This is a genomic window from Motilibacter aurantiacus (assembly GCF_011250645.1).
Taxonomy (GTDB): domain Bacteria; phylum Actinomycetota; class Actinomycetes; order Motilibacterales; family Motilibacteraceae; genus Motilibacter_A; species Motilibacter_A aurantiacus.
This window is the reverse complement of record NZ_JAANNO010000001.1, coordinates 532,823-559,462: the sequence shown is the minus strand read 5'-3', so window position 1 is coordinate 559,462 and position 26,640 is coordinate 532,823. Positions and strand designations below refer to the sequence as shown.

General features: G+C 73.1%; 24 protein-coding genes. 18 read left to right on the top strand and 6 right to left on the bottom strand.

The window, feature by feature from the left end:
- Positions 1-101 precede the first annotated feature (101 nt).
- The 5 genes from G9H72_RS02565 to G9H72_RS02545 all read right to left on the bottom strand — a co-directional run bounded on the left by G9H72_RS02565 (position 102) and on the right by G9H72_RS02545 (position 5,692).
- Entirely contained in the window at positions 102-1,046 is a 945-nt protein-coding gene (locus G9H72_RS02565; RefSeq protein ID WP_166166879.1) for an NADP-dependent oxidoreductase, read from the bottom strand.
- 93 nt (positions 1,047-1,139) lie between these two features.
- A complete protein-coding gene (locus G9H72_RS02560) occupies positions 1,140-1,994 on the bottom strand; it encodes a helix-turn-helix domain-containing protein (RefSeq protein WP_166166875.1) in 855 nt (284 codons plus the stop codon).
- A 184-nt stretch (positions 1,995-2,178) separates the two neighbouring features.
- Positions 2,179-2,958 (bottom strand): phosphatase PAP2 family protein, encoded by a 780-nt coding sequence (locus tag G9H72_RS02555; protein ID WP_166166871.1) that lies wholly within the window; start codon positions 2,956-2,958, stop codon positions 2,179-2,181.
- Positions 2,959-3,040: 82 nt separating this feature from the next.
- Positions 3,041-4,549, bottom strand: coding sequence for an MFS transporter (locus tag G9H72_RS02550; protein WP_331271907.1), 1,509 nt, complete (start codon positions 4,547-4,549; stop codon positions 3,041-3,043).
- Between the two features lie 504 nt (positions 4,550-5,053).
- Complete coding sequence (locus G9H72_RS02545) at positions 5,054-5,692, bottom strand: TetR family transcriptional regulator (RefSeq protein ID WP_231126177.1); 639 nt, start codon at positions 5,690-5,692, stop codon at positions 5,054-5,056.
- A 354-nt stretch (positions 5,693-6,046) separates the two neighbouring features.
- On the opposite strand from G9H72_RS02545, the gene G9H72_RS02540 reads away from it, so the two are divergent.
- Positions 6,047-6,757: a winged helix-turn-helix transcriptional regulator gene (locus G9H72_RS02540; RefSeq protein ID WP_231126176.1), complete on the top strand. Its 711-nt coding sequence runs from the start codon at positions 6,047-6,049 to the stop codon at positions 6,755-6,757.
- A 345-nt stretch (positions 6,758-7,102) separates the two neighbouring features.
- Here G9H72_RS02540 and G9H72_RS02535 read toward each other — a convergent pair whose 3' ends face one another.
- Entirely contained in the window at positions 7,103-8,020 is a 918-nt protein-coding gene (locus G9H72_RS02535) for a 1,4-dihydroxy-2-naphthoyl-CoA synthase (RefSeq protein ID WP_166166862.1), read from the bottom strand.
- A 20-nt stretch (positions 8,021-8,040) separates the two neighbouring features.
- Here G9H72_RS02535 and G9H72_RS02530 point away from each other — a divergent pair, with 20 nt between their 5' ends.
- From G9H72_RS02530 to nuoL, 17 genes are all read left to right on the top strand, one after another.
- Positions 8,041-9,021 carry an o-succinylbenzoate synthase gene (locus G9H72_RS02530; protein ID WP_166166857.1) on the top strand — a complete coding sequence of 327 codons (981 nt, stop codon included), beginning with the start codon at positions 8,041-8,043 and terminating at the stop codon, positions 9,019-9,021.
- Between the two features lie 96 nt (positions 9,022-9,117).
- A complete protein-coding gene (gene menD, locus G9H72_RS02525; RefSeq protein WP_196790629.1) occupies positions 9,118-10,848 on the top strand; it encodes a 2-succinyl-5-enolpyruvyl-6-hydroxy-3-cyclohexene-1-carboxylic-acid synthase in 1,731 nt (576 codons plus the stop codon).
- A 411-nt stretch (positions 10,849-11,259) separates the two neighbouring features.
- The gene (locus G9H72_RS02520; RefSeq protein WP_166166850.1) at positions 11,260-11,967 is read left to right on the top strand and encodes a demethylmenaquinone methyltransferase; all 708 of its coding nucleotides are present in this window, start codon (positions 11,260-11,262) and stop codon (positions 11,965-11,967) included.
- A 76-nt stretch (positions 11,968-12,043) separates the two neighbouring features.
- Complete coding sequence (locus G9H72_RS02515; protein ID WP_166166847.1) at positions 12,044-12,217, top strand: CsbD family protein; 174 nt, start codon at positions 12,044-12,046, stop codon at positions 12,215-12,217.
- A 165-nt stretch (positions 12,218-12,382) separates the two neighbouring features.
- A complete protein-coding gene (locus G9H72_RS02510; protein WP_166166844.1) occupies positions 12,383-13,660 on the top strand; it encodes a geranylgeranyl reductase family protein in 1,278 nt (425 codons plus the stop codon).
- Positions 13,661-13,788: 128 nt separating this feature from the next.
- The gene (locus tag G9H72_RS02505) at positions 13,789-14,163 is read left to right on the top strand and encodes an NADH-quinone oxidoreductase subunit A (protein ID WP_166166842.1); all 375 of its coding nucleotides are present in this window, start codon (positions 13,789-13,791) and stop codon (positions 14,161-14,163) included.
- Between the two features lie 31 nt (positions 14,164-14,194).
- A complete protein-coding gene (locus G9H72_RS02500; RefSeq protein ID WP_166166840.1) occupies positions 14,195-14,749 on the top strand; it encodes a NuoB/complex I 20 kDa subunit family protein in 555 nt (184 codons plus the stop codon).
- Positions 14,746-15,522: an NADH-quinone oxidoreductase subunit C gene (locus tag G9H72_RS02495; RefSeq protein WP_166166838.1), complete on the top strand. Its 777-nt coding sequence runs from the start codon at positions 14,746-14,748 to the stop codon at positions 15,520-15,522. Before G9H72_RS02500 ends, G9H72_RS02495 begins: the two co-directional genes overlap by 4 nt.
- Positions 15,519-16,904 (top strand): NADH-quinone oxidoreductase subunit D, encoded by a 1,386-nt coding sequence (locus tag G9H72_RS02490; RefSeq protein WP_231126175.1) that lies wholly within the window; start codon positions 15,519-15,521, stop codon positions 16,902-16,904. Before G9H72_RS02495 ends, G9H72_RS02490 begins: the two co-directional genes overlap by 4 nt.
- Positions 16,904-17,731 carry an NADH-quinone oxidoreductase subunit NuoE gene (gene nuoE, locus G9H72_RS02485; RefSeq protein ID WP_166166836.1) on the top strand — a complete coding sequence of 276 codons (828 nt, stop codon included), beginning with the start codon at positions 16,904-16,906 and terminating at the stop codon, positions 17,729-17,731. Before G9H72_RS02490 ends, nuoE begins: the two co-directional genes overlap by 1 nt.
- Positions 17,728-19,047 carry an NADH-quinone oxidoreductase subunit NuoF gene (gene nuoF, locus G9H72_RS02480; protein ID WP_166166833.1) on the top strand — a complete coding sequence of 440 codons (1,320 nt, stop codon included), beginning with the start codon at positions 17,728-17,730 and terminating at the stop codon, positions 19,045-19,047. Before nuoE ends, nuoF begins: the two co-directional genes overlap by 4 nt.
- Positions 19,044-21,548, top strand: coding sequence for an NADH-quinone oxidoreductase subunit G (locus G9H72_RS02475; RefSeq protein ID WP_166166830.1), 2,505 nt, complete (start codon positions 19,044-19,046; stop codon positions 21,546-21,548). Before nuoF ends, G9H72_RS02475 begins: the two co-directional genes overlap by 4 nt.
- The gene (gene nuoH / locus G9H72_RS02470; protein ID WP_166166827.1) at positions 21,545-22,867 is read left to right on the top strand and encodes an NADH-quinone oxidoreductase subunit NuoH; all 1,323 of its coding nucleotides are present in this window, start codon (positions 21,545-21,547) and stop codon (positions 22,865-22,867) included. The genes G9H72_RS02475 and nuoH overlap by 4 nt, the downstream gene beginning before the upstream one ends.
- Positions 22,860-23,513 (top strand): NADH-quinone oxidoreductase subunit NuoI, encoded by a 654-nt coding sequence (nuoI, locus tag G9H72_RS02465; protein WP_166166824.1) that lies wholly within the window; start codon positions 22,860-22,862, stop codon positions 23,511-23,513. Before nuoH ends, nuoI begins: the two co-directional genes overlap by 8 nt.
- Positions 23,510-24,349: an NADH-quinone oxidoreductase subunit J gene (locus tag G9H72_RS02460; RefSeq protein ID WP_331271905.1), complete on the top strand. Its 840-nt coding sequence runs from the start codon at positions 23,510-23,512 to the stop codon at positions 24,347-24,349. The genes nuoI and G9H72_RS02460 overlap by 4 nt, the downstream gene beginning before the upstream one ends.
- Positions 24,349-24,648: an NADH-quinone oxidoreductase subunit NuoK gene (gene nuoK / locus G9H72_RS02455; protein ID WP_166166821.1), complete on the top strand. Its 300-nt coding sequence runs from the start codon at positions 24,349-24,351 to the stop codon at positions 24,646-24,648. Before G9H72_RS02460 ends, nuoK begins: the two co-directional genes overlap by 1 nt.
- A gap of 84 nt (positions 24,649-24,732) precedes the next feature.
- The gene (gene nuoL / locus G9H72_RS02450) at positions 24,733-26,637 is read left to right on the top strand and encodes an NADH-quinone oxidoreductase subunit L (protein WP_407939539.1); all 1,905 of its coding nucleotides are present in this window, start codon (positions 24,733-24,735) and stop codon (positions 26,635-26,637) included.
- The last annotated feature ends 3 nt before the right edge of the window (positions 26,638-26,640 follow it).

Sequence of the window (26,640 nt, the reverse complement as noted above, 5' to 3'; positions counted from 1 at the left end):
TCGCCCGGGGGCGTCCGCGCCGAGCGAGGTGGTCAGAGGTGGTGCGGCGAGCGGCGTCGCCGGCACAGGACGAGCAGGGGTGCCCGTTTCAGGGGCGCCGCTCAGGCGGTGGGCGCCACGACGACGGCCTTGCCCGACAGCTCGCCGGCGCCGGCCTGCGCGTGCAGCGCGGGAAGGTCGGCGAGCGCCACCCGCTGGGCGACGTCGAGGAGCAGCTCGCCGGTGCTCACGCGGGCGACCAGGTCGGCGAGCTGGTCGGCGTCGCTGCGGACGAACAGGTCGATCCCGCGCACATCGCGCTCGTCGTCCGAAGGTGCGGGCATCCAGACCGTCGTGTTGACGAGCCTGCCGCCGTCGCGCACCAGCGTGACCAGCGCGGCCAGTTGTTCCGGGGCTACCGGCGCGAGGTTGAGCACGAGGTCGACGGGCTCGGTCACCGCTGCGGTCACCTCGCTGGTGGTGTGGTCGACGACCTCGTCGGCGCCCGCGGCCTTCACCCGCACGGCGCTGCGCGGGCTCGCGGTCGCGATCACGTGCGCGCCGGCCTCCTTGGCCAGCTGCACCGCGTACCCGCCGACGGCTCCGCCGGCCCCGTTGACCAGCACCCGCTGCCCGGCCGTGAGGTCGCCGTGCTCGAACAGCGCCTGCCACGCGGTCAGGCCGACGATCGGCAGGGCCGCGGCGTCGGCCAGCGGGACGTTCTTCGGTGCTCCGGTCAGGATCTCGGCCGGCGCGATGGCGTACTCGGCAGCCGCCCCGGCCTCCGTCATCGGCAGGAAGCCGACGACCCGGTCGCCGATCGCGACGGTGCCCACGCCCTCGCCGAGCGCGTCGACCGTCCCGGAGACGTCGATGCCGGGGATGTGCGGCAGCCGGACCGGGATCGGGCCCTGCATGTAGCCCGCGCGGATGTTCGCGTCGACGCCGTTGAACGACGTGGCGGCGACCCGGATCCGGGCCTGGCCAGGGCCGGGGACGGGCAGCTCGACGTCCTCGTAGCGCAGGACCTCAGGACCGCCGAACTCGTGGAAACGCACTGCCTTCATCGCTGAACCTGCCTTCGTGAGTGGGTTGACGTGCTCCCCGGGCCGGTCGGCGGCTCCGGGGGACGTCACTCACGTTGGCAGGTTCCGGCGCGGTCATCCTGGGCCGGATCGGCCCACCTTGATGACCGGGGGCCCGTCTGCTGCGCTGACCACCTCGGCCAGCCGGGCCGCGTCGTCCGATCCCGGCGCAGCGGTCAGCATCAGCGCCGCCAGGTCGTCGCCGGGGATGGCGAGCATGTTCCCGACGAGGGTGACGGGGTCACCGTCCGGGCGGACGAAGGTCGCGCTGCTCTCGTAGGCCTCCACCGGTCGGGGGATGCGCCACAAGGTGTCGAACACCCGGCTCCGGCTGCGGATCTCGTCCACGAGAGCGGCGAGCGAGGTGTCGGCGGGGTAGCGCAGCAGCGCGCTCCTCAGCTGGGTCACGAGGACGGCCTGGTGATCGGCCGCGTCAGCTGGCGACTGCTGGAACGCGGGGAAGGGCTCGCAGAAGGTGCGCCAGGCGATGTTCCACTCCCAGGGGCTTCCCGTGAGCTCCCAGTGCCCCAGGGCCAGGAAGGCGCCGTTGACCGCCACGAGGTTCATCGCCGCGTCCGAGACGAACATGGGGGTGTCCGAGAACCGCTCGAGCAGTCGCGTCGCGCCGACGCCGAGGTCGGTGGGCACCTGCCCGTCCGCGGCGGCGTACCCGGCCAGTGCACAGAGCCGCTCGTAGTCCGCGCGCCCGACCCGCAGTGCCCGGGCGATGGCGTTCACCACCCCGGCCGACGGGTGGCTGCGGCCCTGTTCCAGTCTGCGCACGTAGTCGGCGGACATCCCCGCGAGCTCGCCGAGCTCCTCACGGCGCAGCCCGCGCACCCGTCGAGCGCCGGGCGGCAGCCCGACGAGGTCGGGGGCCGTGCCCTCGCGCAGCTGGCGCACCGCCGCGCCGAACTCCTGACGCTTCACGGCGCAAGTCTGCCCGGACAGCCGCGCGAAGGAAATGCTTCGCGCGAGCGGCGTGCTCCGGCTGGGAGCGACCGTCGGTGGGTGCGGCGGCGGTCTCGCGGAAGGTCACGCTGCGCGGGAGAACGTGCAGACGGGAGGGCAGGGACTCCGCGAGGGCGGTGGCACCGCAGGGGCGCCGACGGTCTCACGGGCCGGTGCCGCGCTCGCGGCGCAGGGCGCTCGCCGATGCCATGACGGCGAGGAGCATCGCGACGGCCACGAGCCCGTCCGCCCAGTAGTGGTTCGCGGTCGCGACGACGACCAGCCAGGTGACCGCAGGGTGCACCAGCCAGAGCCAGCGCCAGCGTGTGTGCCCGGCCCGGACCAGCGCCACCGCGACGAGCACCGCCCAGCCGACGTGCAGGGAGGGCATGGCGGCCAGCTGGTTCGTCGCGCCGGAGGCGGAGTGGGCGTAGACGGAGGGGCCGAGGACGGCCGCTACATCAGTGAAGCCGAGATCGGGCATGAGGCGAGGTGGTGCGAGCGGGACGGTGAAGGTCAGCACCAGGGCGGCGGCCGTCACCGCGACGAGCACGGTCCGGGCCCACCGGAACTGCACCCGGTCACGCAGGAAGAGCCACGCGAGCACCAGGCCCGTGAACGGGAAGTGCACGGTGGCGTAGTAGGTGTTGGCCGTCCGAGCGAGCGTGGGCCGGTCCAGGAGCCACTTCTGGAGGGCGAGCTCGTCCGGCAGCCCCACGGCGCGCTCCCACGCGTACAGCGAGTGCGCGTTGGCCACCGCGGACGAGGCCTCACCGGCGGCTTGCAGCCGGGCCCACATGTACATCCCCAGCAGCGCACCGAGCAGGACGGCCTGCCCGAGCAGGGCGGGGACGACCGCACGCCGGTGCAGGCGGGGAGCCTCGGCCCGCCCCGTCTGCGGGCCGAGGCTTCCCAGGAGGGAGGCGGGGCCGGCGATGCTCACGTTGCCTCCCTCGATCGTGGTGGTGCCCCCGCCGCCGCCCGGGCCGAGCCGGGCCCGGGCGACAGCGGGCAGGTGCCGTGGGTCAGACCGCGACGGCCGCTTCGGCCGGCATGTCCTGGCGGGCGGCGCGGATGGCCACCGCCGCCGTCACCAGGCCGACGACCAGCAGGACCGCGCCCCAGGCGAACGCCACGTGGTAGCCGTGCACCAGCGCGTCCGGCTGCACCCGGGCGACGTCGGCGGGGGACGTCGCGTTGTCCGAGATGTACGCGGTGACAGCCGACGCGTACAGCGTGTTGAGCAGCGCCGTGCCGAGCGCGCCGCCGATCTGCTGAGAGGTGTTGAGCACCGCGGACGCGATGCCGGCGTCGTGCCCCCCGACACCGACGAGCGCGGTGCTCGAAGTCGGGATGAACACCAGGGCCATGCCGATGCTCATGACGAGCTCGGAGGGCAGCACGTGGGTCCAGTACGAGGTGTCCGGCGTGATCTGGGTCAGCCACAGCATGCCGACGGTCCCCATGACGAGACCGGTCAGCATCAGCGGCCGCGGCCCGACCTTGGGCAGCAGCTGAGCCGCGACCCCCGCGGTGACGATGATGCCGAGGCTGAAGGGGAGGAAGGCGAAGCCGGACTTCAGCGGGCTGTAGCCCAGCGTCTGCTGCAGGTAGAACGTCAGGAAGAGGAACATCGCGAACATCGCGGCGCCGACCAGCAGGAAGATGAGGTAGGACCCACCCCGGTTGCGGTCGAGCACGATGCGCAGCGGAAGCAGCGGGTTCTTCGCCCGCGCCTCGTAGGCGACGAAGGCGGCGAGCAGGGCGACGGACCCGACGAGAAGCACGATCGTCGAGGGCGCGGACCAGCCGACGCCCGGCTCGGCGGCGCGGGTGAAGCCGTAGACGAGCGCCACCAGGCCGGCGGTCGCGAGGACGGTGCCGGGGACGTCGTAGCGCCGGTCACCGGGGGCGCGGCTCTCGCGCACCAGCGGGATGGCGGCAAGCGCCGTGGCGATCGCGATCGGGACGTTCACCCCGAGGCACCAGCGCCAGGACGCGTACTCGGTGAGGACGCCGCCGAGGATCAGGCCGATCGCCGCGCCACCGCCGGCGATGGCGCCGAACACGCCGAACGCGCGGGCACGTTCCTTGGGCTCGGTGAACGTCACCGTGATGATGGACAGCGCTGCGGGCGCGAGCAGTGCGCCGAAGGCGCCCTGAAGTGCGCGAGCAGCGAAGAGGAGTTCCTGATTCGGCGCGAAGCCGCCGAGAGCGGAGGCACCGGCGAAGCCGAGGAGGCCGATCACGAAGGCGCGCTTGCGCCCGGTGAAGTCGGCGATCCGGCCCCCGAGGAGCAGCAGCCCGCCGAAGGCCAGGGTGTAGGCCGTGATGACCCACTGCACGTTGGCGTCGCTGATGCCGAGGTCGTCACGCGCCGAGGGGAGCGCGATGTTCACGATGGAGGCGTCGAGCACCACCATCAGCTGCGCGATGGCGACGACGGCGAGCGCCAGCCATCGCTTCGGATCGGGCGGCGCCTCGGCCTCTGCGCGCTGGCCTGGGAAGGACGCCTGGTCGGAAGTCGTCGTCACGTCGTTCTCCTTCGCTGTGCGATACCCGATCTGGGATGTGCACAGTGCGCTTCGTGTGTTGGTGAAGGTGCGGTGCGCGCGTCGTGCAGCGCGCACCGGCGGGGCGTCCGGATGAGGGCGGAGCTCCCAGTCTCGTGGTCGGGACAGGTCCCGGGCCACACGATTTCACCGGAGGGCTCCGGCCGGCCACCCGGTCAGGTACGGGACGAGCAGGTCACCCGGCCGGGGGAGACCCGGGCGGCGGGTGCGCGGTCCGGGCGGCTCCCCGGGCGCGCCGGCCCGGAGGGCCGGTCCGGGCGGCGCGTGCCCAGGCGGAGGATCAGGGCGCGGCCCGGGCCACCCATCACGGTGGCGGGAAGAGCGGGCCCGGAAGTGCGTCGAACGGTCATGAGCAGCCGTCCTCTCTGCGCCGGATGGCGCGCAGGAGAAGGAAGGGGGGCGTCGGGGCAGGGGCTCGTCGTCCGGACGGCGGCAGCCGTGCGGCGGGGGAGTCCTGCCGGAGGGTCAGACGGTCAGCGCGGCGAGCCCGGAACCAGCCTTCTGCAGACAGGTGCGGGCGATGTCGAGGAAGTCCTCGAACGGGTCGGTCGGCTTCCACAGGGAGAGCGCGGTGCCGATCGCTGCGGTTGCGGTGTTGAGCATGAGCTGCGCGTCGAGCTCGCGGCCCGGCGGCGTCCGGTCGGCGACCCAGGCGCGGAGCTCTGCCTGGAACCGGTCGCCGGCACCACGCGCCGACGCCGCGACCGCCGGCGACTCGGTCTTGAGCCGCTTGTGGATGGCGAGGGTGTCGCTGAAGTGCGAGACGTAGCCGAGCAGGATGCCCGTCAAGGCCTCCCACAGCGGCTCGTCGGCCGGATGCTCCGCCAGCAGCCCCTGCCAGACCTGCGGCTCCTGCGGGTCCGGGTCGAAGACGACCGCTTCCTTGCAGGAGAAGTAGTTGAAGAAGGTCGTGCGGGAGACGTTCGCCTCCTCGGCGATCTCTTCCACACTGACCGCGTCGAACCCACGCTCGCTGATCAGGCGGAGCGCGCACTCACGGATCGAGCGCCAGGCCTCGAGCTTCTTGCGCTCGCGCAGGCCCATCGCCTTGCCCCCGGCGCACACTCCGAGGCCGGGTTCGGCCGGAGAGGGCGTCGGGGTCATGGCAAGACCTTAGCAGCAATCTTGGACGGCGTTCAAGCTTTGGTGCCGTACATGTTCGGACCGAGTGCGGGGGCTGGGCCGGTCGGTCGGGTGCTGCCCGGCGACGGGCGGGGAAGAACGTGCAGGGAAGGCGTCGTGTGCATGGGCGGGACCGTAGAAGGTGATGCGGTCAGATCGTGACCGGTGCCCGGCGGGAACCCGCCACCCGCTGGCGGCCCGATCGACGTCGGCGGTGCCGAGGTCGGGCCCGCGGTGTCGCGGCCCGGCCGGGCCTGGCCCGCGCGCGCATGCGCGGGAGCGCCAGGTACGGAACGTGTACTACCCCGAGCGCCCCTACGGGGCCACCATGAGGGCATGCCCGCGCGAGGGGACTACTGCCCCATCACGGTCGGCGTCGACGTGCTCGGGGACCGCTGGACGCCGCTCGTGATCCGCGAGCTCATGGTCGGCGCCAGCGGGTTCCACGAGATCTCCCGGGGCCTGCCGCGGATGAGCCGTACCCTGCTCGCCCGGCGGCTGCGCCAGCTGGAGCGGCAGGGGCTGGTCCGGCGCGGGGAGACCGGGCCCGGTCGGCCGGCCTGCTACACGCTGACCCCGGCCGGGGAGGGGCTGACCCCGATCGTCCGGGCGCTCGGCCAGTGGGCCGCCGAGTGGGTCTTCGGCGACCCGACGGCCGAGGACTGCGACGGGCTGTCCCTGCTGTGGCGGATGCACCAGCACGCGGTGCCGGACGCCCTGCCCGAGCGACGGGCCGTCGTCCTCGTGCAGCTCACCGGCGACGGCGCGGCGCAGGGCTGGCTCGACATCGACCGCCGCGCGATGTCGGTGTGCCGCGACGACCCGGGCTCGACTGCGACCTCGCCCTCGAGGCCCCCACCGGCGACATGCACCGCTGGCTCGTCGGGCTGGTGCCGTTCGGCCGGCTCGCGGCGGCCGGGGTCGGCACGCCTGCTCGGGCCGGCCGCACTGACCCGGGCCTTCCCGACCTGGTTCGACACCACGCTCTTCGCCGAGGGGCTGAGCCGCCGGGAGGCGCTCGGCAGCACAGCGCTGGCCCCGACGTAGCTCACCCCAGGACAGATGGCCGAGGGCCGTCGCGGCGCCGGGCCCGTCCTGCGCCGCGGCCGCCGCGCAGTCGACCGAGCCGGGACGCGAGCTGTCGCTGCTGGCCCCGGTCCTCGACACCGCGCGGGCCGCCTTCTGCATCACCGCCCCGGCGCCGCCGGACAAACCGGTGGTCCACGTGATCGGCGGCTCGAGCCGATGCCCCGCTATCCCCGGGCCAGGCCCCGGCCCGCGTCCCCGTCCTGCCCCACCAGCGCGATCACCAGGGGCGGACCGGCACGGGGCCCGACGCGGAACTGATCCCTCGCCCCTCGCGGCTCACGCCCGCGGGCCACGCGACCGGGCTCAGTAGTGCCAGGGGAACGGGGACCAGTCCGGCGCGCGCTTCTCCAGGAACGAGTCGCGCCCCTCGGCGGCCTCGTCGGTGCCGTACGCCAGCCGCGTGGCCTCCCCCGCGAACAGCTGCTGCCCGACGAGCCCGTCGTCGGGCAGGTTGAAGGCGTACTTGAGCATCCGTTGCGCGGTGGGGGACTTGGCATTGACCTCGCGCGCCCACTGCAGCGCGACCTGCTCGAGCTCGGCGTGGGGGACGACCGCGTTGACCATGCCCATCTCGTACGCCTCCTGCGCGGAGTACTCGCGGCCGAGGAAGAACACCTCCCGCGCCCGCTTCTGCCCCACCTGGCGAGCGAGGTACGCCGACCCGTACCCGCCGTCGAAGCTGGCGACGTCGGCGTCGGTCTGCTTGAACCGGGCGTGCTCGCGCGAGGCGAGCGTCAGGTCGCAGACGACGTGCAGGCTGTGCCCGCCGCCGGCCGCCCATCCGGGCACGACCGCGATGACGACCTTCGGCATGAAGCGGATCAGCCGCTGCACCTCGAGGATGTGCAGCCGCCCCGCGCGCGCCCGCTCGGCCGGTGTGGCCGCAGCCTCGGAGGCGGCGTCGACGTAGCCGCTGCGGCCGCGGATGCGCTGGTCGCCGCCGGAGGAGAACGCCCACCCGCCGTCCCTCGGGGAGGGGCCGTTGCCGGTGAGCAGCACGCACCCGACGTCGGGCGTGGCCCGCGCGTGGTCGAGGGTGGCCAGCAGCTCGTCGACCGTCCGCGGCCGGAACGCGTTGCGGACCTCTGGCCGGTCGAAGGCGACCCGGACGGTGCCGGTGTCGTGGCCGTCCTCGACGGCGCGGTGGTAGGTCACGTCCGTGAGGCCGTCGAAGCCCTCGACCGGGCGCCAGGCGGAGGGGTCGAACAACGGGTTCTCCACGGCAGGCCACGATAGGGACCATGAGCTCGCCCGTCCCGGACGCCCCCGCGGAGGGCGCCCCGTTCGCCGCTTCGTTCGCGCTGCCGATGGCGGTCCGCTTCCGCGGGGTGGACGCCCGAGAGGGCGTGCTGCTGCACGGGCCGGCCGGCTGGGGGGAGTTCTCGCCGTTCTGGGACTACGACACCTGGCGGGCCGTCCCCTGGCTGTACGCCGCGCGGGAGGCCGCCTTCAGCGGGTGGCCGCCGCCCGTGCGGGACAGCGTCCCGGTGAACTCGACCGTGCCGGCGGTCAGCCCGGAGCGGGCACAGGAGCTGGTCCGGGCCGCCGGATGCACAACCGTGAAGGTGAAGGTCGCGGAGCCGGGCCAGGGGCTCGACGCCGACGTCGAGCGGGTGGCCGCCGTCCGTGACGTGCTGGGGCCGGAGGGGCGCATCCGCGTGGACGCCAACGGCGCGTGGGGGGCCGAGGAGGCGGTCCAGCGCATCCGCGCGCTGGACATCGCCGCCGGCGGGCTGGAGTACGTCGAGCAGCCCTGCCCGACCATCGATGAGCTCGCGTCGGTCCGCCGCCGGGTCAACGTGCCCGTGGCCGCCGACGAGTCCGTGCGGATGAGCGACGACCCGTTGCGGGTCGTGCGGGCCGAGGCCGCCGACATCGTCGTGCTGAAGGTCGCCCCGATGGGCGGGGTCGCGTCCTGCCTCATCGTGGCCGAGCAGGTCGGCGTGCCCGTCGTGGTGTCCTCGGCACTGGAGACGTCCGTCGGGCTCGCGGCGGGGGTCGCGCTGGCGGCGGCGCTGCCGGAGCTGCCGTACGCCTGCGGCCTCGGGACGGCACGGCTGCTCGGGGCCGACCTCGCCAGCGAGCCGCTCGTCGCGGTCGACGGCCGTATCGCCGTGCGCCGGGTGGCGCCGGACCCCGACCTGCTCGAGGCGTCAGCGCTCGACGACGAGGGAAGGCTCCGATGGGCGGAGCGGCTGGCCAGGGTGCAGGCTGATGCGTGAGGAGTGTCTAGATCGACCATGACGATCTAGAGGCCGCCTGGCGTACCCTCTGCTACCGAAGCGCCGTGGAAGAAGGAGCGTCCTACCGTGCCGGTCATGACGCCCGCCGAGGCGCTCGCGACCGTCCTCGTCGACGAGCTCGTGCGGGGCGGCGTCCAGGAGGCGGTCCTCTCCCCGGGGTCGCGCTCGGCTCCCCTCGCGTACGCCCTGCACGCCGCAGAGGCGCGCGGCCTGCTCCGGCTGCACGTCCGGATCGACGAGCGCACCGCCGGCTTCCTCGCGCTCGGCCTGGCGAAGGCCTCAGGGCTCCCGGTGCCGGTGGTCACGACGTCGGGGACGGCCACCGCCAACCTGCACCCCGCGGTGCTCGAAGCGTCCTACTCCAGCGTGCCGGTGCTCGCGCTGACCGCCGACCGGCCGGTGGAGATGCGCGGGGTGGGGGCGAACCAGACGCTCGTCGACCAGCGCTCGGTCTACGGATCGGCCGTTCGTGAATCCTTCGTCGTGCCTGCGCCTGACTCCCGGACCGGCCAGGTCCGGTGGTGGCGGGCCCTGACGGCACGCGCGCTCGCGACCTCGTGCGGACGGCTCGACGAGGACCCGGGCCCGGTCCACATCGACGTGGCCTTCCGGGAGCCGCTCGTGCCGTCGGGGGCCGACGATTGGGTCGAGCCGTTGGACGGCCGCCCCGACGGCGCTCCGTGGGCCGCGGTCGGGCGCGCCACCGGTGCGGTGCCGCCCTACGCCGGCGCCCCTCGCACCCTCGTCCTGGTCGGGGACTGCGCCCCGGCCCTCGCCCAGGGGGCGCTCCGGCTCGCCGGCGAGCGCGACTGGCCGATCGTCGCCGAGCCGTCGGCCGGCCTCGGCAACGCCGCGCTGCCCTCGCTGCTGCTCGCCGCCGAGGACTTCGTCCGTGTCAACCGGCCGGAGCGGGTGCTGCTCGTCGGCCGGCCGACGCTCTCGCGGGCAGTGACGGAGCTGCTGCGCACACCCGGTGTCGCGGTCGACGTCGTCGCGGGCTCCCCGCGTTGGCCCGACCCGGCGACGACCGCGGAGACGGTGCTCCCGCCCGCGCTGCTGACCGGGCCGGCGTTCGCGGTGCACCCGGAGTGGTCCTTCATCGCCGACGATCCGGTGAAGGGCGAAGAGGGTTTCGCCGAAGCGTGGCGCGTGGCCGGCGAGTCCGTGGCCAATGCCGTGTCCGCGGTGCTGCGCAAGGAGCCCTGGCCCTCCGGCTTCCACATCGCGCAGGCGGTGGCCGGCAACGTCCCCGGTGACGGGCTGCTCGTCGTCGGGTCGAGCAACCCGGTGCGGGACCTGGACAACGTGGGGTCCTGGGTGCTCCAGCCCGCGCGGGTGCTCGCGAACCGGGGGGTCTCCGGTATCGACGGCACGGTGTCCACCGCGATCGGCGCCGCGCTGGGGCACCAGCGCGCCGGTGGCGGCCCGGCGTACGCACTGATGGGTGACCTCACGTTCCTGCATGACGCTACGGCTCTCGTCATCGGGAAGGGCGAGCCGCTGCCCGGGCTCACCATCGTCGTGGTGAACGACGACGGTGGCGGCATCTTCGGCCTGCTCGAGCAGGGCGCCCCCGAGCTGTCCGTGCCGTTCGAGCGGGTGTTCGGCACGCCCCACGGTGTCGACCTCCGAGCTCTGTGCTCGGCCACGTCCACGCCGTACGTGCGAGCCCGTTCCGCCGACGAGCTCGAGCTCGCGCTGGAGCCCGGCCTCGGGATCCGGGTGGTCGAGGTGCGCGTGGACCGGCAGGCGACGCCCGGCGTCCACGACCGTCTGCACGCCGCGGTCGACGCCGTCCTCGGCTGAGGCGCTCGTCGGCCGACGCCGTCCTCGGCTCACGCCGACGCATCAGGTCGGCCGGCGGCGGGAAGGCCGGGACCGCCTGCCGTCCCGCGCAGGTGCTCCTGGCGTCCGCAAGCCGTCGCCGGCAAGAAGCCCCGGACAGCCCACGTGGGTGTCACGAGCGTGCTCCGGCACGTCGGCGTGCCCGGCTTCCTGTGATCGAACGCTCACGGACGGTTCCTGTTGCAGCTCCTGTCGCCGGGGCGACACCCCGCTCGACGTGCTGCTCGCGATGCTCGACACGGCGCGGGGCGCGCTGTCGCTCAGCGGCCCGGCCCTACCCGGCAGCCCGCCGCCGCGACCGGGCGCGCGGGCCCCGGCACCGCTGAGGCCGGGCGAGCCGGCCTGACGGGCGGGCATGGCAGGCTTCGGGGAATGAGCCGAGCCGACCTCGACAAGGACCCGCACGACGTCTCGGCGATGTTCGACGACGTGGCTCCCCGCTACGACCTGGCGAACGGGGTGCTGTCCCTCGGGCAGGACCGGCTCTGGCGGCGGGCCGTGCTGCGCGCGGTCGACCCGCGGCCGCGCGACCGGGTGCTCGACCTGGCCGCCGGCACCGGGACCTCGGCCCTGCCGTTCGCCGCGGCCGGGGCGCAGGTGGTCGCCGCCGACTTCTCGTTGGGCATGCTGCGAGCCGGGCACGCCCGGCGATCGGGGACGCGGGGCCTGGCGTTCACCGCCGCCGACGCGCTCGCGCTGCCCTTCCGGGACGGAGCCTTCGACGCGGTCACCATCTCCTTCGGCCTGCGCAACGTCTCCGACACCGACCGTGCGCTGCGGGAGCTGCTCCGGGTCACCCGCCCCGGCGGCCGCCTCGTCGTCTGCGAGTTCAGCACGCCGACCTTCCGCCCCTTCCGGGCCGTCTACTCCGGCTATCTCATGCGCGCCCTGCCGCGGGTGGCCCGCCGTGTCGGCACGAACGGCCCGGCGTACGCGTACCTGGCCGAGTCGATCGCGGACTGGCCGGCGCAGGAGGGGCTCGCCCGCCGGGTGGCGGCCGCGGGCTGGGCCGAGGTGGAGTGGCGCGACCTCACCGGTGGCATCGTCGCGCTGCACCGCGGGCGCAAGCCGCTCTCGTAGGCCCGCCGTCGCCCTTGCCGCGGCAGGGCCACCCGGCCAGGCATGGATCGAGCGGGCCCGCGGGTAGGACACCTCCATGGGACTCAGCGACAAGATCTCGAACGCGACGGACAAGCTCGGTGGCCAGGCCAAGGAGGCCTACGGCGACGCCACCGACAACCCGGACCTGCAGGCCGAGGGCCAGGGGGACCAGGCGAAGGCCGACCTCAAGCAGGCCGGCGAGAAGGTCAAGGACGTCTTCAAGGGCTGACCCGCCCCCGCGTCCCCGCGGCCTCCCGACGGCGAGCACCGCGTGGGCGCGGCGCGCGGGGCGCGGGTAGCTCACCCCGCCCCGCGCGAGGCAGGCTCGAGAGTTAGAGTTCCGGCATCGGGCGCATGTGAAGCAGTTCACAAGCGCACATGACCGGAGGTTCTCGTGAGCGACACGGCCGGCATCGCGGGTTCGACGACCGCGGATGTCATCGTCGTGGGAGCCGGGCCGGCGGGCTCGACCGCCGCCTACCACCTGGCCCGGGCCGGGGTGGACGTCCTGCTGCTGGAGAAGACCGCGTTCCCCCGCGAGAAGGTCTGCGGTGACGGGCTCACCCCCCGCGCGGTCGCCCAGCTCGTGCGCATGGGCATCGACACCAGCCCCGAGGCCGGCTGGCTGCACAACAAGGGCCTGCGCATCCTCGGCGGCGGCATGCGGCTCGAGCTCCCGTGGCCGGAGCTGGCCAGCTTCCCGCCCTACGGCCTCGTCCGGCGCCGCGAGGACTTCGACGAGCTGCTCGCACGCACCGCGCAGAAGGCCGGCGCCCGCCTCGCGGAGCGGACCACGGTCACCGGGCCGGTCCTCGACGAGCGCACCGGCCGCGTCATCGGCGTCACCGCCACCGGCCCGGAGGGCGAGCCGCTCGAGGCCCGCGCGCCGCTGGTGCTGGCGGCCGACGGCAACTCCTCGCGGCTCTCGCTCGCGGTCGGCCTGCACAAGCGCGAGGACCGCCCGATGGGCGTGGCGGTCCGCACCTACTACACCTCCCGGCGCCACGACGACGACTGGCTCGAGTCGTGGCTGGAGCTCTGGGAGGGCGACGACCTGCTGCCCGGCTACGGCTGGGTGTTCGGCATGGGCGACGGCACGAGCAATGTCGGGCTCGGCGTCCTCAACACCTCCAGCGCCTGGGGCAAGGTCGACTACAAGGCTCTCCTCAAGCGGTGGACCGAGACGACCCCGGAGGAGTGGGGCCTGCGCGAGGAGAACCGCGTCGGCCCGGTGCGCGGCGCCGCGCTGCCCATGGGCTTCAACCGCCAGCCGCACTACACCCGTGGCCTGATGCTGGTCGGGGACGCCGGCGGCATGGTCAACCCGTTCAACGGCGAGGGCATCGCGTACGCGATGGAGTCCGGCGCGATGGCCGCCGAGGTCGCCGCGCAGGCGCTGGCGCGCCCGGAGGGGCCCGGCCGCGAGCTGGCGCTCAGCGCCTACCCGCGGGCGCTCAAGGAGACCTACGGCGGCTACTACACCCTCGGCCGGGTCTTCGTGAAGCTCATCGGCGACCCGCGCGTCATGCGGCTGGCGACGCGGCACGGGCTGCCGCACCCGCTGCTCATGCGCTTCACGCTCAAGCTTCTCGCCAATCTCACGGACCCGAAGGGCGGCGACGCGATGGACCGCGTCATCACCGCCATGACGAAGGTGGCTCCGGCCGCATGAGGAGCCGCTGGAGACCGCTCGTCCGTGATCGAATCGCGACAGTGGGAGTTGCGCAGAACCGGCGGACAGCGCCGGTCGAATCCGTATAGTTCCGGCCCGGGCCCGGCGGGGCCACGCGGCGGAACTCGATGAGGAGGGAGCGGCTCGTGGACTGGGTACCCATCGCCTGGCTGGGCGGTCTCGCGTTCGGATTCGCGGTCTTCTCCGTCGTGGCGGGCGCCCTCACCGGGCCCCGGCGCTACAACCGAGCCAAGCTCCAGGCGTACGAGTGCGGCATCGAGCCGACGCCGCAGCCGGCCGGCGGCGGGCGCTTCCCGGTGAAGTACTACCTCACCGCGATGCTCTTCATCATCTTCGACATCGAGATCGTCTTCCTCTACCCCTGGGCCGTGGCCTTCGACAGCCTCGCCCTGTTCGGGTTGATCGAGATGGTGCTCTTCATCGCCACCGTGTTCGTCGCGTTCGCCTATGTGTGGCGTCGCGGCGGCCTCGAGTGGGACTGAGCGGGACTAGGCAAGGAAGGACGACCAGCCCATGGGCCTCGAAGAGCAGCTTCCGAGCGGTTTTCTGCTGACGACGGTCGAGGCCGCCGCGGGCTGGGTGCGCAAGGCGTCCCTGTGGCCGGCGACGTTCGGCCTGGCCTGCTGCGCCATCGAGATGATGACGACCGGCGGCCCGCGCTACGACAGCGCGCGCTTCGGCATGGAGGTCTTCCGTGCGTCCCCGCGGCAGGCGGACCTGATGATCGTGGCCGGGCGGGTGAGCCAGAAGATGGCACCGGTCCTGCGACAGATCTACGACCAGATGGCCAACCCCAAGTGGGTGCTGGCGATGGGCGTCTGCGCCTCCAGCGGCGGGATGTTCAACAACTACGCCATCGTGCAGGGCGTCGACCACATCGTCCCGGTCGACGTCTACCTGCCCGGGTGCCCGCCGCGGCCGGAGATGCTGCTCGACGCGATCCTCACGCTGCACGACAAGATCCAACACTCCAAGCTCGGGGTGAACCGGGTCCGCGAGGAGCACGAGGCCGAGCGGCTGGCGCTGACGAGCGCGCCGACATCGGAGCTGAAGGGCCTGCTGCGGTGAGCGAGCCCAGCGACAGCGCGCGCCGCTCGGTCACCGACCGCACCGAGGGCTCGCCCCTCGAGGCCAAGGACGCCGGGCAGCAGCTCGAGGCGCAGCCCAGCCCCACCGCGAGCGGGGTGCCGAACGAGGTCTTCCAGACCCGTCGCGGAATGTTCGGCGGCCGCAGCGGCGGTGACACCACCGGCTACGGCCGCATCGTCCGCCGGGTGCAGATGCCCGGCGCGTCCGAGCGCCCGTACGGCGGGACGTTCGACGTCGTCGCGGACGCCCTGGAGCGTGCGTACCCGCAGCTCGACGAGGCGCTCGAGCGCGTGGTCGTCGACCGCGGTGAGCTGACCTTCGTCGTACGCCGTGAGCACGTCGTCGAGGTGCTGCGGGTGCTGCGGGACGACGCCGCGCTCCGCTTCGAGCTCTGCCTCGGGGCGACCGGCGTCCACTACCCGGAGGACACGGGCCGCGAGCTGCACGTCACGTGGCCGCTGCTGTCCATCACCCACAACCGGCGGGTGCGCGTCGAGACGACGTGCCCGGACGCGGACCCGCACGTCCCCAGCGCGGTGGCCGTCTACCCCACGGACGACTGGCACGAGCGCGAGGCCTGGGACATGTTCGGCATCGTCTTCGACGGCCACCCGGCCCTGACCCGGATCCTGATGCCGGACGACTGGCCCGGGCACCCGCAGCGCAAGGACTACCCCCTCGGCGGCATCCCGGTGGAGTACAAGGGCGCCCAGATCCCGCCGCCGGACGAGCGGAGGTCGTACTCCGGATGAGCAGCAGCATGTTCGATGCCCGCCCCGCGGGCGCCGACGACCCCTTCGAGCAGACCCCGCTGGGGGACGCCGCCGGCGAGGCGCCGTCGGAGGGCCGCGTCTTCACGGTGAGCGGCTCCGACTGGGACGTCGTCGGAAGCAGCGACCCTGATTCGCACATTGGTGAAGAGCGCATCGTGGTCAACATGGGGCCGCAGCACCCCTCCACCCACGGCGTGCTCCGGCTGATCCTCGAGATGGAGGGGGAGACGGTCACCGAGACCCGCCTCGGGATCGGCTACCTCCACACCGGCATCGAGAAGAACGCCGAGTACCGGAACTGGACCCAGGGCGTCACGTTCGTCACGCGCATGGACTACCTCGCGCCGTTCTTCAACGAGGCGGCCTACGTCCTCGGCGTCGAGCGCCTGCTCGGCATCACCGACCAGGTCCCGGACCGGGCCAACGTCATCCGCGTGATGCTGATGGAGCTCAACCGGGTCTCCTCGCACCTGGTCTGCATCGCGACCGGCGGCATGGAGCTCGGCGCCCTCACCGTCATGACCATCGGCTTCCGGGAGCGGGAGCTGATCCTCGACATCTTCGAGGCCGTCACCGGTCTGCGCATGAACCACGCGTACTTCCGCCCGGGCGGCGTGGCGCAGGACCTGCCGAACGGCGCGACGGACCTGATCCGGCGCAACGTCGACCTGGTCCGCAGCCGGCTGCACGAGTACGAGGACCTCTGCAACGAGAACTACATCTTCAAGAAGCGGACCGTCGGGGTCGGCTACCTCGACCTGACCGGCTGCATGGCGCTGGGCATCACCGGCCCGATCCTGCGCGCGACCGGCCTCCCGCACGACCTGCGCAAGTCCCAGCCCTACTGCGGCTACGAGACCTACGACTTCGACGTCGCGACCTGGGACACCTGCGACGCCTACGGCCGCTTCCGCATCCGGCTCGAGGAGATGAAGCAGTCGCTGCACATCGTCGACCAGTGCCTCGAGCGGCTCGCGCCCGGGCCGGTCATGGTGGAGGACAAGAAGATCGCCTGGCCGGCGCAGCTCGCGCTCGGCGGTGACGGCCTCGGCAACTCCCTGGACCACATCCGCCACATCATGGGCGAGTCGATGGAGGCGCTGATCCACCACTTCAAGCTCGTGACCGAGGGCTTCCGCGTCCCGCCGGGGCAGGTCTACACCGCGATCGAGTCGCCCCGCGGCGAGCTCGGCTGCCACCTGGTCAGCGACGGCGGCACGCGCCCCTACCGGGTGCACTTCCGCGACCCCTCGTTCACCAATCTCCAATCGGCCCCGGCGATGACCGAAGGCGGCCAGGTGGCCGACGTCATCGCGGCGGTCGCGTCGATCGACCCGGTGATGGGCGGGGTGGACCGCTGATGGCCCTGTCCGCCGACGTGCTCTCCCGGCTCGAGCTCGACGCCAAGGAGGTCATCGCCCGCTACCCCCGGCCGCGGTCGGCCCTGCTGCCGCTGCTGCACCTGGTGCAGTCCGAGGAGGGCTACGTCAGCCCGCAGGGCATCGAGCTCTGCGCCCGCTGGCTCGACCTGACGACCGCGGAGGTCAGCGCGGTCGCGACCTTCTACACCATGTACAAGCGCCGGCCCAACGGCGACTACAGCGTGGGGGTGTGCACCAACACCCTCTGCGCCGTCCTCGGCGGCGACGAGATCCTCGCCCGGCTCGAGCAGCACCTCGGTGTCGGGACCGACGAGACGACGCCGGACGGCAAGGTCACCCTCGAGCACATCGAGTGCAACGCCGCCTGCGACTACGCCCCCGTGGTGATGGTCAACTGGGAGTTCTTCGACAACGTCACCCCGCAGGGCGCCGTCGACCTCGTCGACCGGCTGCGCGCCGGCGACCCGCCCGCCCCCACGCGCGGCGCGTCGCGGCTCTGCACCTTCAAGCAGGTCGAGCGGGTCCTGGCCGGCTTCGAGGACGGCCTCGCCGACACGGGGGTCGGTGCCGGCCCGGCGACGCTCGCCGGGCTGCGGCTCGCGCGCGCGCACGGCTGGTCGGCCCCGCACCCCAACGCGGACGGGGGCCACGCCGGCGACGCGGGCGTCCCCGTCTCGGGCTACGGCCCGCGCGGAGGCCCCAGCGGGGACGACGCGCCGCTGAGCACGGCGACGTCCGACCCGGCCAACCCGACGCCCGGCAGTGCCCCGGACGAGAGCTCCAGCGAGGGAGGCAAGAGCACGTGAGCGAGCAGTCGACGAGCCCGTTGACCCCGGTGCTGTCGCGCACCTGGGACGCCGACCGCTCCTGGTCGCTGGAGGCGTACAAGTCCAAGGACGGCTACCGCGGCCTGCACGCCGCGCTCGGCATGAGCCCGGACGAGGTCATCTCGCTCGTCAAGGACTCCGGGCTGCGCGGCCGGGGCGGCGCCGGCTTCCCCACCGGCATGAAGTGGGGGTTCATCCCGCAGGGCGACGGCAAGCCGCACTACCTCGTCGTCAACGCCGACGAGAGCGAGCCGGGCACCTGCAAGGACATCCCGCTGATGCTGGCCGCCCCGCACCAGCTGGTCGAGGGCGTCATCATCGCGGCGTACGCGATCCGGGCCAGCACGGCCTTCATCTACGTGCGCGGCGAGGTCGTGCACGTCTACCGGCGGCTGCTCGCCGCGGTACGCGAGGCGTACGCCGCGGGCTACCTCGGCCGCAACGTCCTGCAGTCCGGCTTCGACGTCGACATCGTCGTGCACGCCGGGGCCGGGGCGTACATCTGCGGCGAGGAGACCGCGCTGCTGGACTCGCTGGAGGGCTACCGCGGCCAGCCCCGGCTGCGCCCGCCGTTCCCGGCGATCGCCGGCCTCTACGGGGTTCCGACCGTCATCAACAACGTCGAGTCGATCTCGACGGTGCCGGTGGTCGTCCTCAACGGCGCCGACTGGTTCAAGTCCATGGGCACCGAGAAGTCGGCCGGCATGACGCTCTACTCGCTGTCCGGCCACGTCACCCGGCCCGGGCAGTACGAAGCGCCGCTCGGGGTCACCCTGCGCCAGCTGCTCGATCTGGCCGGCGGTGTCCGCGAGGGGCACGAGCTCAAGTTCTGGACACCGGGCGGGTCCTCAACCCCACTGCTCACGGCCGAGCACCTCGACGTCCCGCTGGACTACGAGGGCGTCGGCGCCGCCGGGTCGATGCTCGGCACCAAGGCGCTGCAGGTCTTCGACGAGACCGTCTGCGTCCTGCGCTGCGTGCTGCGCTGGACCGAGTTCTACGCCCACGAGTCCTGCGGCAAGTGCACCCCGTGCCGCGAGGGGACCTACTGGCTCGTCCAGTCCTTGCGCAAGCTCGAGGCGGGGGAGGGCACCGAGGAGGACCTGGCCCGGCTGCTCGACCTGTGCGACAACATCCTCGGCCGGTCCTTCTGCGCCCTGGGGGACGGCGCCACCAGCCCGATCACGTCGTCGCTGAAGTACTTCCGCGACGAGTACGTCGCGCATCTCACGAACGGCGGGTGCCCCTTCGACCCCGTCGCCTCGACCGTCTTCGCGGGAGCCCTGACCCGATGACCGTCACGACGAGCACGCCCGCCGGCAGCGGCGGGGACGTGCAGAAGCACGAAGAGCTGGTCACGCTGACCATCGACGGCTTCGAGGTGAGCGTCCCCAAGGGGACCCTCGTCATCCGGGCCGCCGAGATGCTCGGCATCGCGATCCCGCGGTTCTGCGACCACCCGCTGCTGGACCCCGTCGGGGCCTGCCGGCAGTGCCTGGTCGAGGTCCCGGACGCGGGCAACGGGCGGGGGATGCCGAAGCCGGCGGCCTCCTGCACCACGACGGTCGCGCCGGGGATGGTCGTGCGCACCCAGCTCTCCTCGCCCGTGGCCGACAAGGCGCAGAAGGGCGTGATGGAGCTGCTGCTCGTCAACCACCCCCTCGACTGCCCGGTGTGCGACAAGGGCGGGGAGTGCCCGCTGCAGAACCAGGCGATGACGAACGGGCGTCCGGAGTCGCGCTTCGACGGCGTCAAGCGGACCTACCCGAAGCCGGTGCCGATCTCGGCGCAGGTGCTGCTCGACCGCGAGCGCTGCGTCCTCTGCGCGCGCTGCACCCGCTTCTCCAACCAGGTAGCCGGCGACCCGTTCATCGAGATGCTGGAGCGTGGCGCGCTCCAGCAGGTCGGCATCTACGCCGAGCAGCCGTTCGAGTCCTACTTCTCCGGCAACACCATCCAGATCTGCCCGGTCGGCGCGCTCACCTCGGCGGACTACCGCTTCCGCGCGCGCCCGTTCGACCTGGTGTCCACGCCGACCGCGTGCGAGCACTGCGCCTCCGGCTGCGCGCTGCGCACCGACGTGCGTCGCGGGGCCGTGCAGCGCCGGCTCGCCGGCGACGAGCCGCAGGTCAACGAGGAGTGGAACTGCGACAAGGGCAGGTTCGCCTTCCGCTACGCCGCGCAGCCCGACCGCATCACCACCCCGCTGGTGCGCGACAACGGCGAGCTCGTCCCCACCTCCTGGGCCGACGCCCTCGACGTCGCGGCCCGCGGGCTGCTCTCCGCCCGCGCGAGCGGCGGGGTCGGCGTGCTGCTGGGCGGCCGCGTCACCCAGGAGGACGCCTACGGCTACGCGAAGTTCGCCCGGCTGGCCCTCGGAACCAACGACGTCGACTTCCGCTCCCGTCCGCACTCGGCGGAGGAGACGGCCTTCCTCGGCTCGCACGTCGCCGGCCGCACGCTCGGGCGCGCCGGGTCGGTCACGTACGCCGACCTGGAGGCGGCGCCCGCGGTGCTGCTCGCCGGCCTCGAGCCGGAGGAGGAGTCGCCCATCGTCTTCCTCCGGCTGCGCAAGGCCGTCCGGAAGAGCCGGCTCAGGGTCCTGGCCGTCGCCCCCTGGCGGACGCGCGGCCTGGACAAGCTCTCGGGGCAGCTCGTCCCGTCCGCACCGGGCACCGAGGCCGAGGTGCTCGACGTGATCGCCGCACCGGACGGCGAGCTCGCCGAGCTGGGCGCGCTGCTGCGCGCGCCCGGCGCGGTCGTGCTCGTCGGCGAGCGGCTGGCCGCCGCTCCGGGCGCGCTGTCCGCCGTGGCCCGGCTGGTCGGCGCGACCGGCGCCCGGGTCGCGTGGGTGCCGCGCCGCGCGGGGGAGCGCGGGGCGCTGGAGGCCGGAGCGCTGCCGACGCTGCTGCCCGGTGGCCGCCCCGTCGACGACGCCGAGGCTCGGATCGACGTCGCTGCCACGTGGGGGCTCGCGCTGCACGAGGGCGGCCGGCTCCCGGCCACGCCGGGGCGCGACACCTCCGCCATCCTGCGCGCGGCCGCCGCCGGCCAGCTCGGCGGCCTCGTCGTGGGCGGGGTGGACCCGTACGACCTGCCCTCGCCGGCCGAGGCGCTCGCCGCGCTGGACCGGGCCGGCTTCCTGGTGAGCCTGGAGATGCGGCCGAGCGCGGTCACCGAGCGGGCCGACGTGGTGCTGCCCGTCGCGCCGGTCGCCGAGCGGGCCGGCACCTTCGTCGACTGGGAAGGGCGAGCCCGCCCGTTCGCGGCGGCGCTGGCCAACCCGCAGCAGACGCTGCCCAGCATGGCCGACCTGCGCGTGCTCGACGCGCTCGCCGAGGAGATGGGCGTACGCCTCGGCCTGCCGACCGTGGAGGCGGCCCGCGTCGAGCTGGCCGAGCTCGCCGGGTGGGAGGGCCGGCCCGCGCCGGCGCCCGCATCCGCCGTTCCCGAGCCGCCGCGCCCCGTCGCCGGGCAGGCGGTGCTCGCCACCTGGCACCAGCTGCTCGACCTCGGGCGCCTGCAGGACGGCGAGCCGCACCTCGCGGCCACTGCCAAGCCGGCGTACGCCCGGATGTCACCCGGGACCGCCGCCGAGGTGGGGGTGCCGCCCGGCGGCCTGGTGAGCGTCTCGACCGCAGCGGGGTCGGTCACTCTGCCGCTGCTCGTCACCGAGATGCCCGACCGGGTCGTCTGGGTGCCGACCAACTCCGTCGGCTCGCAGGTGCGCCGCACCCTCGGCGTCGACGCGGGGGCGGTCGTCTCCGTCGCCGCTGCCGGAAGGGCGTTGGCATGAACGACACCGCGAGCCTGCTCGCCGACGACCCGTGGTGGCTCATCGCCTTCAAGGCGGTCTGCGTCTTCGGCTTCCTCGTCCTCATCACGCTGTTCAACATCGTGTTCGAGCGGCGCGTCGTCGCCCGCATGCAGCACCGCATCGGCCCGAACCGGCACGGCCCGTTCGGCAGCCTGCAGTCCCTCGCCGACGGGGTGAAGCTGGCGTTCAAGGAGGACCTGACACCGAGCACCGCCGACAAGGTCGTCTTCTTCCTCGCCCCTGTCATCTCGACGGCCCCGGCGTTCCTGGCCTTCGCGGTCATCCCGTTCGGGCCGGAAGTCTCGATCTTCGGCGAGCGGACGACCTTGCAGCTGGCCGACTTCCCGGTCGGCGTGCTCTACGTCCTGGCCATCGCGTCGGTCGGGATCTACGGGATCGTGCTCGCCGGCTGGTCCAGCGGCTCGACCTACCCGCTGCTGGGCGGGTTGCGCTCGTCGGCGCAGATGATCTCCTACGAGATCGCGATGGGGCTGTCGTTCGTCGCGGTCTTCCTCGTCGCCGGGTCGATGTCGACGTCCGAGATCGTCGCGCAGCAGTCGGACTGGTGGTACGGCATCCTGCTCTTCCCCTCGTTCGCGATCTACCTCATCGCGATGGTGGGCGAGACGAACCGGGCGCCGTTCGACCTGCCGGAGGCCGAGGGCGAGCTAGTCGGCGGCTTCCACACGGAGTACTCGTCGCTGAAGTTCGCGCTGTTCTTCCTCGCCGAGTACATCAACATGGTCAACGTCTCCGCCCTCGCGACGACGCTGTTCCTCGGCGGGTGGCGCGCGCCCTGGCCCATCTCGCTGTGGGACGGGGCGAACGAGGGCTGGTGGCCGCTGCTGTGGTGGGTCTCGAAGGTCGTCCTGCTGATCTTCGTGTTCGTGTGGCTGCGCGGCACCCTGCCCCGGCTGCGCTACGACCAGTTCATGAAGCTGGGCTGGAAGGGGCTGATCCCGGCCTCGCTGGCCTGGATCGTGCTGCTGGCGACCGTGATGACCGTGCGGCGCGAGACCGACGTCGACACCCGCACGCTGCTGTTCACCTTCGCCGGCGTGCTGATCGTCGGGCTGGTGCTGAGCTTCGTGTGGGACGCCGTGGCCGCCCGCCGGGAGTCCACCCGGCTCCAGGTGCGCACGGCCCCCACGCAGCGCGACGCCTTCGCCGGGGGCTTCCCGGTGCCCCCGCTGCCGGGCCAGGGCCCGGACGAGCCGGCGTACGCCGGGGCGGCCCGCGCGGGCGAGCAGGGACGTGCGACCGAGACCGACGCAGCGCAGGAGGGCGACCGTGGCTGAGGAACGCACACCCGCGACCCGTCCGGCCGGGACGACGGCCCCCGCCGGGGCGGACCGCCCCCAGCCGGGCGCTCTCGACCCGGTCAAGGGCTTCGGCGTCACGTTCTCGACGATGTTCAAGAAGGTCGTGACCGAGCAGTACCCCGAGGAGAAGAAGCCGACCGCGCCGCGGTTCCACGGCCGGCACCAGCTCAACCGCTACCCGGACGGGCTGGAGAAGTGCATCGGCTGCGAGCTCTGCGCCTGGGCCTGCCCGGCGGACGCGATCTACGTCGAGGGCGCCGACAACACCGAGGAGGAGCGCTACTCCCCCGGTGAGCGCTACGGCCGCGTCTACCAGATCAACTACCTCCGCTGTATTTTCTGCGGCCTGTGCATCGAGGCCTGCCCCACGCGCGCGCTCACGATGACCAACGAGTACGAGCTGGCGGACACCTCACGGGCCGACCTCATCTTCGAGAAGCAGGACCTGCTCGGCCCCATGCTCTCGGGCATGGTGCCCGCGCCGCACCCGATGGTCGAGGGCACAGACGCGGACGACTACTACGGCGGCCGGGTGTCCGGGGCGACCGACGCCCAGATCCGGTACGCCGCCGAGCGTGCGGGCCGGCCGATCGTCACGCCCGCCGAGGAGGCACCGCTGTGAGCCCCGACCCGCTGCTCGCCGCGGCCCAGCAGACCTCGGGGGCCGAGGCGTTCGGCTTCTGGGTGCTGGGGCCGATCGCGGTCCTCGCGGCGCTGGCGATGCTGTTCGTGCGCAAGGCGGTCCACTCGGCTCTGCTGCTCGCGCTGACCATGATGGTCCTCGCCGTGTTCTACCTCGCCCAGAGCGGGCCGTTCCTCGGCGTGGTGCAGGTCGTCGTCTACACCGGCGCCGTGATGATGCTCTTCCTGTTCGTCCTCATGCTCGTGGGCGTCGACTCCAGCGACTCTCTGGTCGAGACCCTGCGCGGGCAGCGGCTCACCGGGCTGCTGCTCGCTCTGGGGTTCGGCGTGCTGCTCGTGGGCGCCCTCGGCTCGGCCGCGTTCGACGACGTCACGGTCGTCGGGCTCGGGGCGGCCAACGCCGACGGCAACGTCGAGGGCATCGCCCGGCTGCTCTTCACCGACTACGTGCTGGCCTTCGAGGTGACGAGCGCGCTGCTCATCACCGCGGCCGTCGGCGCGATGGTGCTGGCGCACCGCGAGCGGCTCACGGCGCGCAAGACCCAGCGCGAGCTGTCGGAGGAACGGTTCCGCTCCGACGAGCACCCCGGCCCGCTGCCTCCCCCCGGCGTGTACGCGCGGCACAATGCCGTCGACTTCCCGGCGCTGCTGCCCGACGGGAGCACCGCGGACCTGTCGGTGTCCCGCGTGCTCGTGGCGCGCGGCGACGTCCGCGAGGCGGCCCCCGAGGTCGAGGCCACGGAGCAGCGGTCGCTCGAGGCCGGAGAGGCGCCGGAGGACGTGCGCCCGGAGCCGCCGCACGGAGGGCGCTACTGATGGGCGTGCAGAACTACCTGTACCTGTCCGCGATCCTCTTCACGATCGGCGCGGCAGGCGTGCTGCTGCGGCGCAACGCCATCGTGGTCTTCATGTGCGTGGAGCTGATGCTCAACGCCACCAACCTGGCCTTCGTCACCTTCGCCCGCATCCACGGCAACCTCGACGGCCAGGTCATCGCGTTCTTCGTGATGGTGGTGGCCGCGGCGGAGGTCGTGGTGGGGCTCGCCATCATCGTGACGATCTTCCGGACGCGGCGGTCCACCTCGGTCGACGACGCCAACCTCCTCAAGTACTGAGACGGACGGACCCGCAGTGACTGACGGAGAGACGACGTGAGCTTCCCGTACGCGCCGGTGCTGGCGGCCGCCGAGCCCGCGTCCGTGGCGCAGGCCAGCGGCACCGCCGACCTGACGTGGCTGCTGCTCGCCTTCCCGATCGCGGGGGCGACGGTCCTGCTGCTCGGCGGCCGCCGCACGGACGGGTTCGGGCACCTGCTCGGGACGCTCGCCTCGGCGGCGTCCTTCGTCGTGGCGCTGGTGCTCTGGCTGGACATGATCGGGCGCGACGCCGCCGAGCGCGCGACGGTCCAGAAGCTCTGGACCGCGATCGACGTCGGGCGCTTCCACGTCGACATCGCGCTGCAGCTGGACCAGCTGTCGATGGCGTTCGTGCTGCTCATCACCGGCGTCGGCACGCTGATCCACGTCTACTCGATCGGCTACATGGCGCGCGACCCCGACCGGCGCCGGTTCTTCGCCTACCTCAACCTCTTCGTCGCGGCGATGCTGCTGCTCGTCCTCGGGTCGGACTACTTCACGGTCTACATCGGCTGGGAGGGCGTCGGCCTCGCGTCGTACCTGCTGATCGGGTTCTGGGGGCGCAACCCGGCCTACGCCACGGCGGCGAAGAAGGCGTTCGTCGCCAACCGGGTCGGCGACGTCGGCATGTCGCTCGCGATCATCCTGATGTTCACCACCTTCGGCGCCACGGACTTCGTGCGGGTGCACGCCGCCGCGGCCGGGGCCGGCGAGGGGACGCTCACGGCCATCGGCCTGCTGCTCCTGCTGGCGGCCTGCGGCAAGTCCGCGCAGCTGCCGCTGCAGTCCTGGCTCGGCGACGCCATGGCCGGCCCGACGCCGGTCTCGGCGCTCATCCATGCCGCCACGATGGTCACCGCCGGCGTCTACCTCATCGTCCGCTCCGGGCCGATCTTCGACCTCGCCCCCACGGCACAGCTGGTCGTGGCGATCGTGGGCGCGGTCACGCTGGTCTTCGGGGCCGTGATCGGCCTGGCCAAGGACGACATCAAGAAGGCGCTCGCGGCCTCGACGATGAGCCAGATCGGCTACATGGTCCTCGCAGCCGGGCTCGGGCCGGCGGGGTACGCGGTGGCGGTCTTCCACCTGCTGACCCACGGCTTCTTCAAGGCCGGGCTCTTCCTCGGCGCCGGGTCCGTCATGCACGCAATGAACGACACCACCGACATGCGCCGCTTCGGCGGGCTGCGCTCGGTCATGCCGGTGACCTTCGTGACCTTCGGGCTCGGCTACCTCGCGATCATCGGCTTCCCGCTGCTGTCCGGCTTCTGGAGCAAGGACAAGATCATCGAGACCGCGTTCCACGAGGGCGGTGTCAAGGGCTGGACGCTCGGCGTCGTGGCGCTGCTCGGGGCCGGCATCACCGCGTTCTACATGACCCGCGTGATGGTGATGACCTTCTTCGGCCCGCGCCGCTGGGCCGACGACGCCCACCCGCACGAGGCGCCGGCGGTCATGACCGCCCCGATGGTCGTGCTGGCGCTCGGCTCGGTGTTCCTCGGCGGGGTGCTGGCGTACGGCGGCATGCTGCAGGACTGGCTCGAGCCGGTGGTCGGCGGGCACGGCGAGGAGGAGGGCGTCACGACGCTCTCGCCCATCGTCGTGACCCTGCTGACGCTGCTCGTCGTGGCAGGTGGCGCGGCGGGGGCCTGGCTGCAGTACGGGCGGCGCGAGGTCCCGGTCGTCGCCCCGGTGGGCTCCCCGGCCACCATCGCCGCGCGGCGCGACCTCTACCAGGACGCGGTCAACGAGGCCGTGCTCATGCGCCCGGGCCAGTACCTCACCCGCTCGCTGGTCTACGCGGACAACCGCGGCGTGGACGGCGTGGTGAACGGCTTCGCCGCCCTCGTGGGCGGAACCTCCGGCCGGCTGCGCAGGCTGCAGACCGGGTTCGTGCGCAGCTACGCCCTGTCCATGCTCGGTGGCGCCGCCCTCGTGGTCGGCGCCCTTCTCCTCGTGAGGATCTGACGG

Bases quoted from the DNA above. Each gene is read 5' to 3' on its own strand.
- G9H72_RS02475 (WP_166166830.1), top strand. From the start codon at position 19,044: ATGACCGTCACGACGAGCACGCCCGCCGGCAGCGGCGGGGACGTGCAG.
- G9H72_RS02545 (WP_231126177.1), bottom strand. From the start codon at position 5,692: ATGACCCCGACGCCCTCTCCGGCCGAACCCGGCCTCGGAGTGTGCGCC.
- G9H72_RS02505 (WP_166166842.1), top strand. From the start codon at position 13,789: ATGAGGAGGGAGCGGCTCGTGGACTGGGTACCCATCGCCTGGCTGGGC.
- nuoE (WP_166166836.1), top strand. From the start codon at position 16,904: ATGGCCCTGTCCGCCGACGTGCTCTCCCGGCTCGAGCTCGACGCCAAG.
- G9H72_RS02515 (WP_166166847.1), top strand. From the start codon at position 12,044: ATGGGACTCAGCGACAAGATCTCGAACGCGACGGACAAGCTCGGTGGC.
- nuoH (WP_166166827.1), top strand. From the start codon at position 21,545: ATGAACGACACCGCGAGCCTGCTCGCCGACGACCCGTGGTGGCTCATC.
- menD (WP_196790629.1), top strand. From the start codon at position 9,118: ATGACGCCCGCCGAGGCGCTCGCGACCGTCCTCGTCGACGAGCTCGTG.
- nuoK (WP_166166821.1), top strand. From the start codon at position 24,349: ATGGGCGTGCAGAACTACCTGTACCTGTCCGCGATCCTCTTCACGATC.
- G9H72_RS02490 (WP_231126175.1), top strand. From the start codon at position 15,519: ATGAGCAGCAGCATGTTCGATGCCCGCCCCGCGGGCGCCGACGACCCC.
- G9H72_RS02520 (WP_166166850.1), top strand. From the start codon at position 11,260: ATGAGCCGAGCCGACCTCGACAAGGACCCGCACGACGTCTCGGCGATG.
- G9H72_RS02540 (WP_231126176.1), top strand. From the start codon at position 6,047: ATGCCCGCGCGAGGGGACTACTGCCCCATCACGGTCGGCGTCGACGTG.
- G9H72_RS02530 (WP_166166857.1), top strand. From the start codon at position 8,041: ATGAGCTCGCCCGTCCCGGACGCCCCCGCGGAGGGCGCCCCGTTCGCC.
- G9H72_RS02500 (WP_166166840.1), top strand. From the start codon at position 14,195: ATGGGCCTCGAAGAGCAGCTTCCGAGCGGTTTTCTGCTGACGACGGTC.
- G9H72_RS02565 (WP_166166879.1), bottom strand. From the start codon at position 1,046: ATGAAGGCAGTGCGTTTCCACGAGTTCGGCGGTCCTGAGGTCCTGCGC.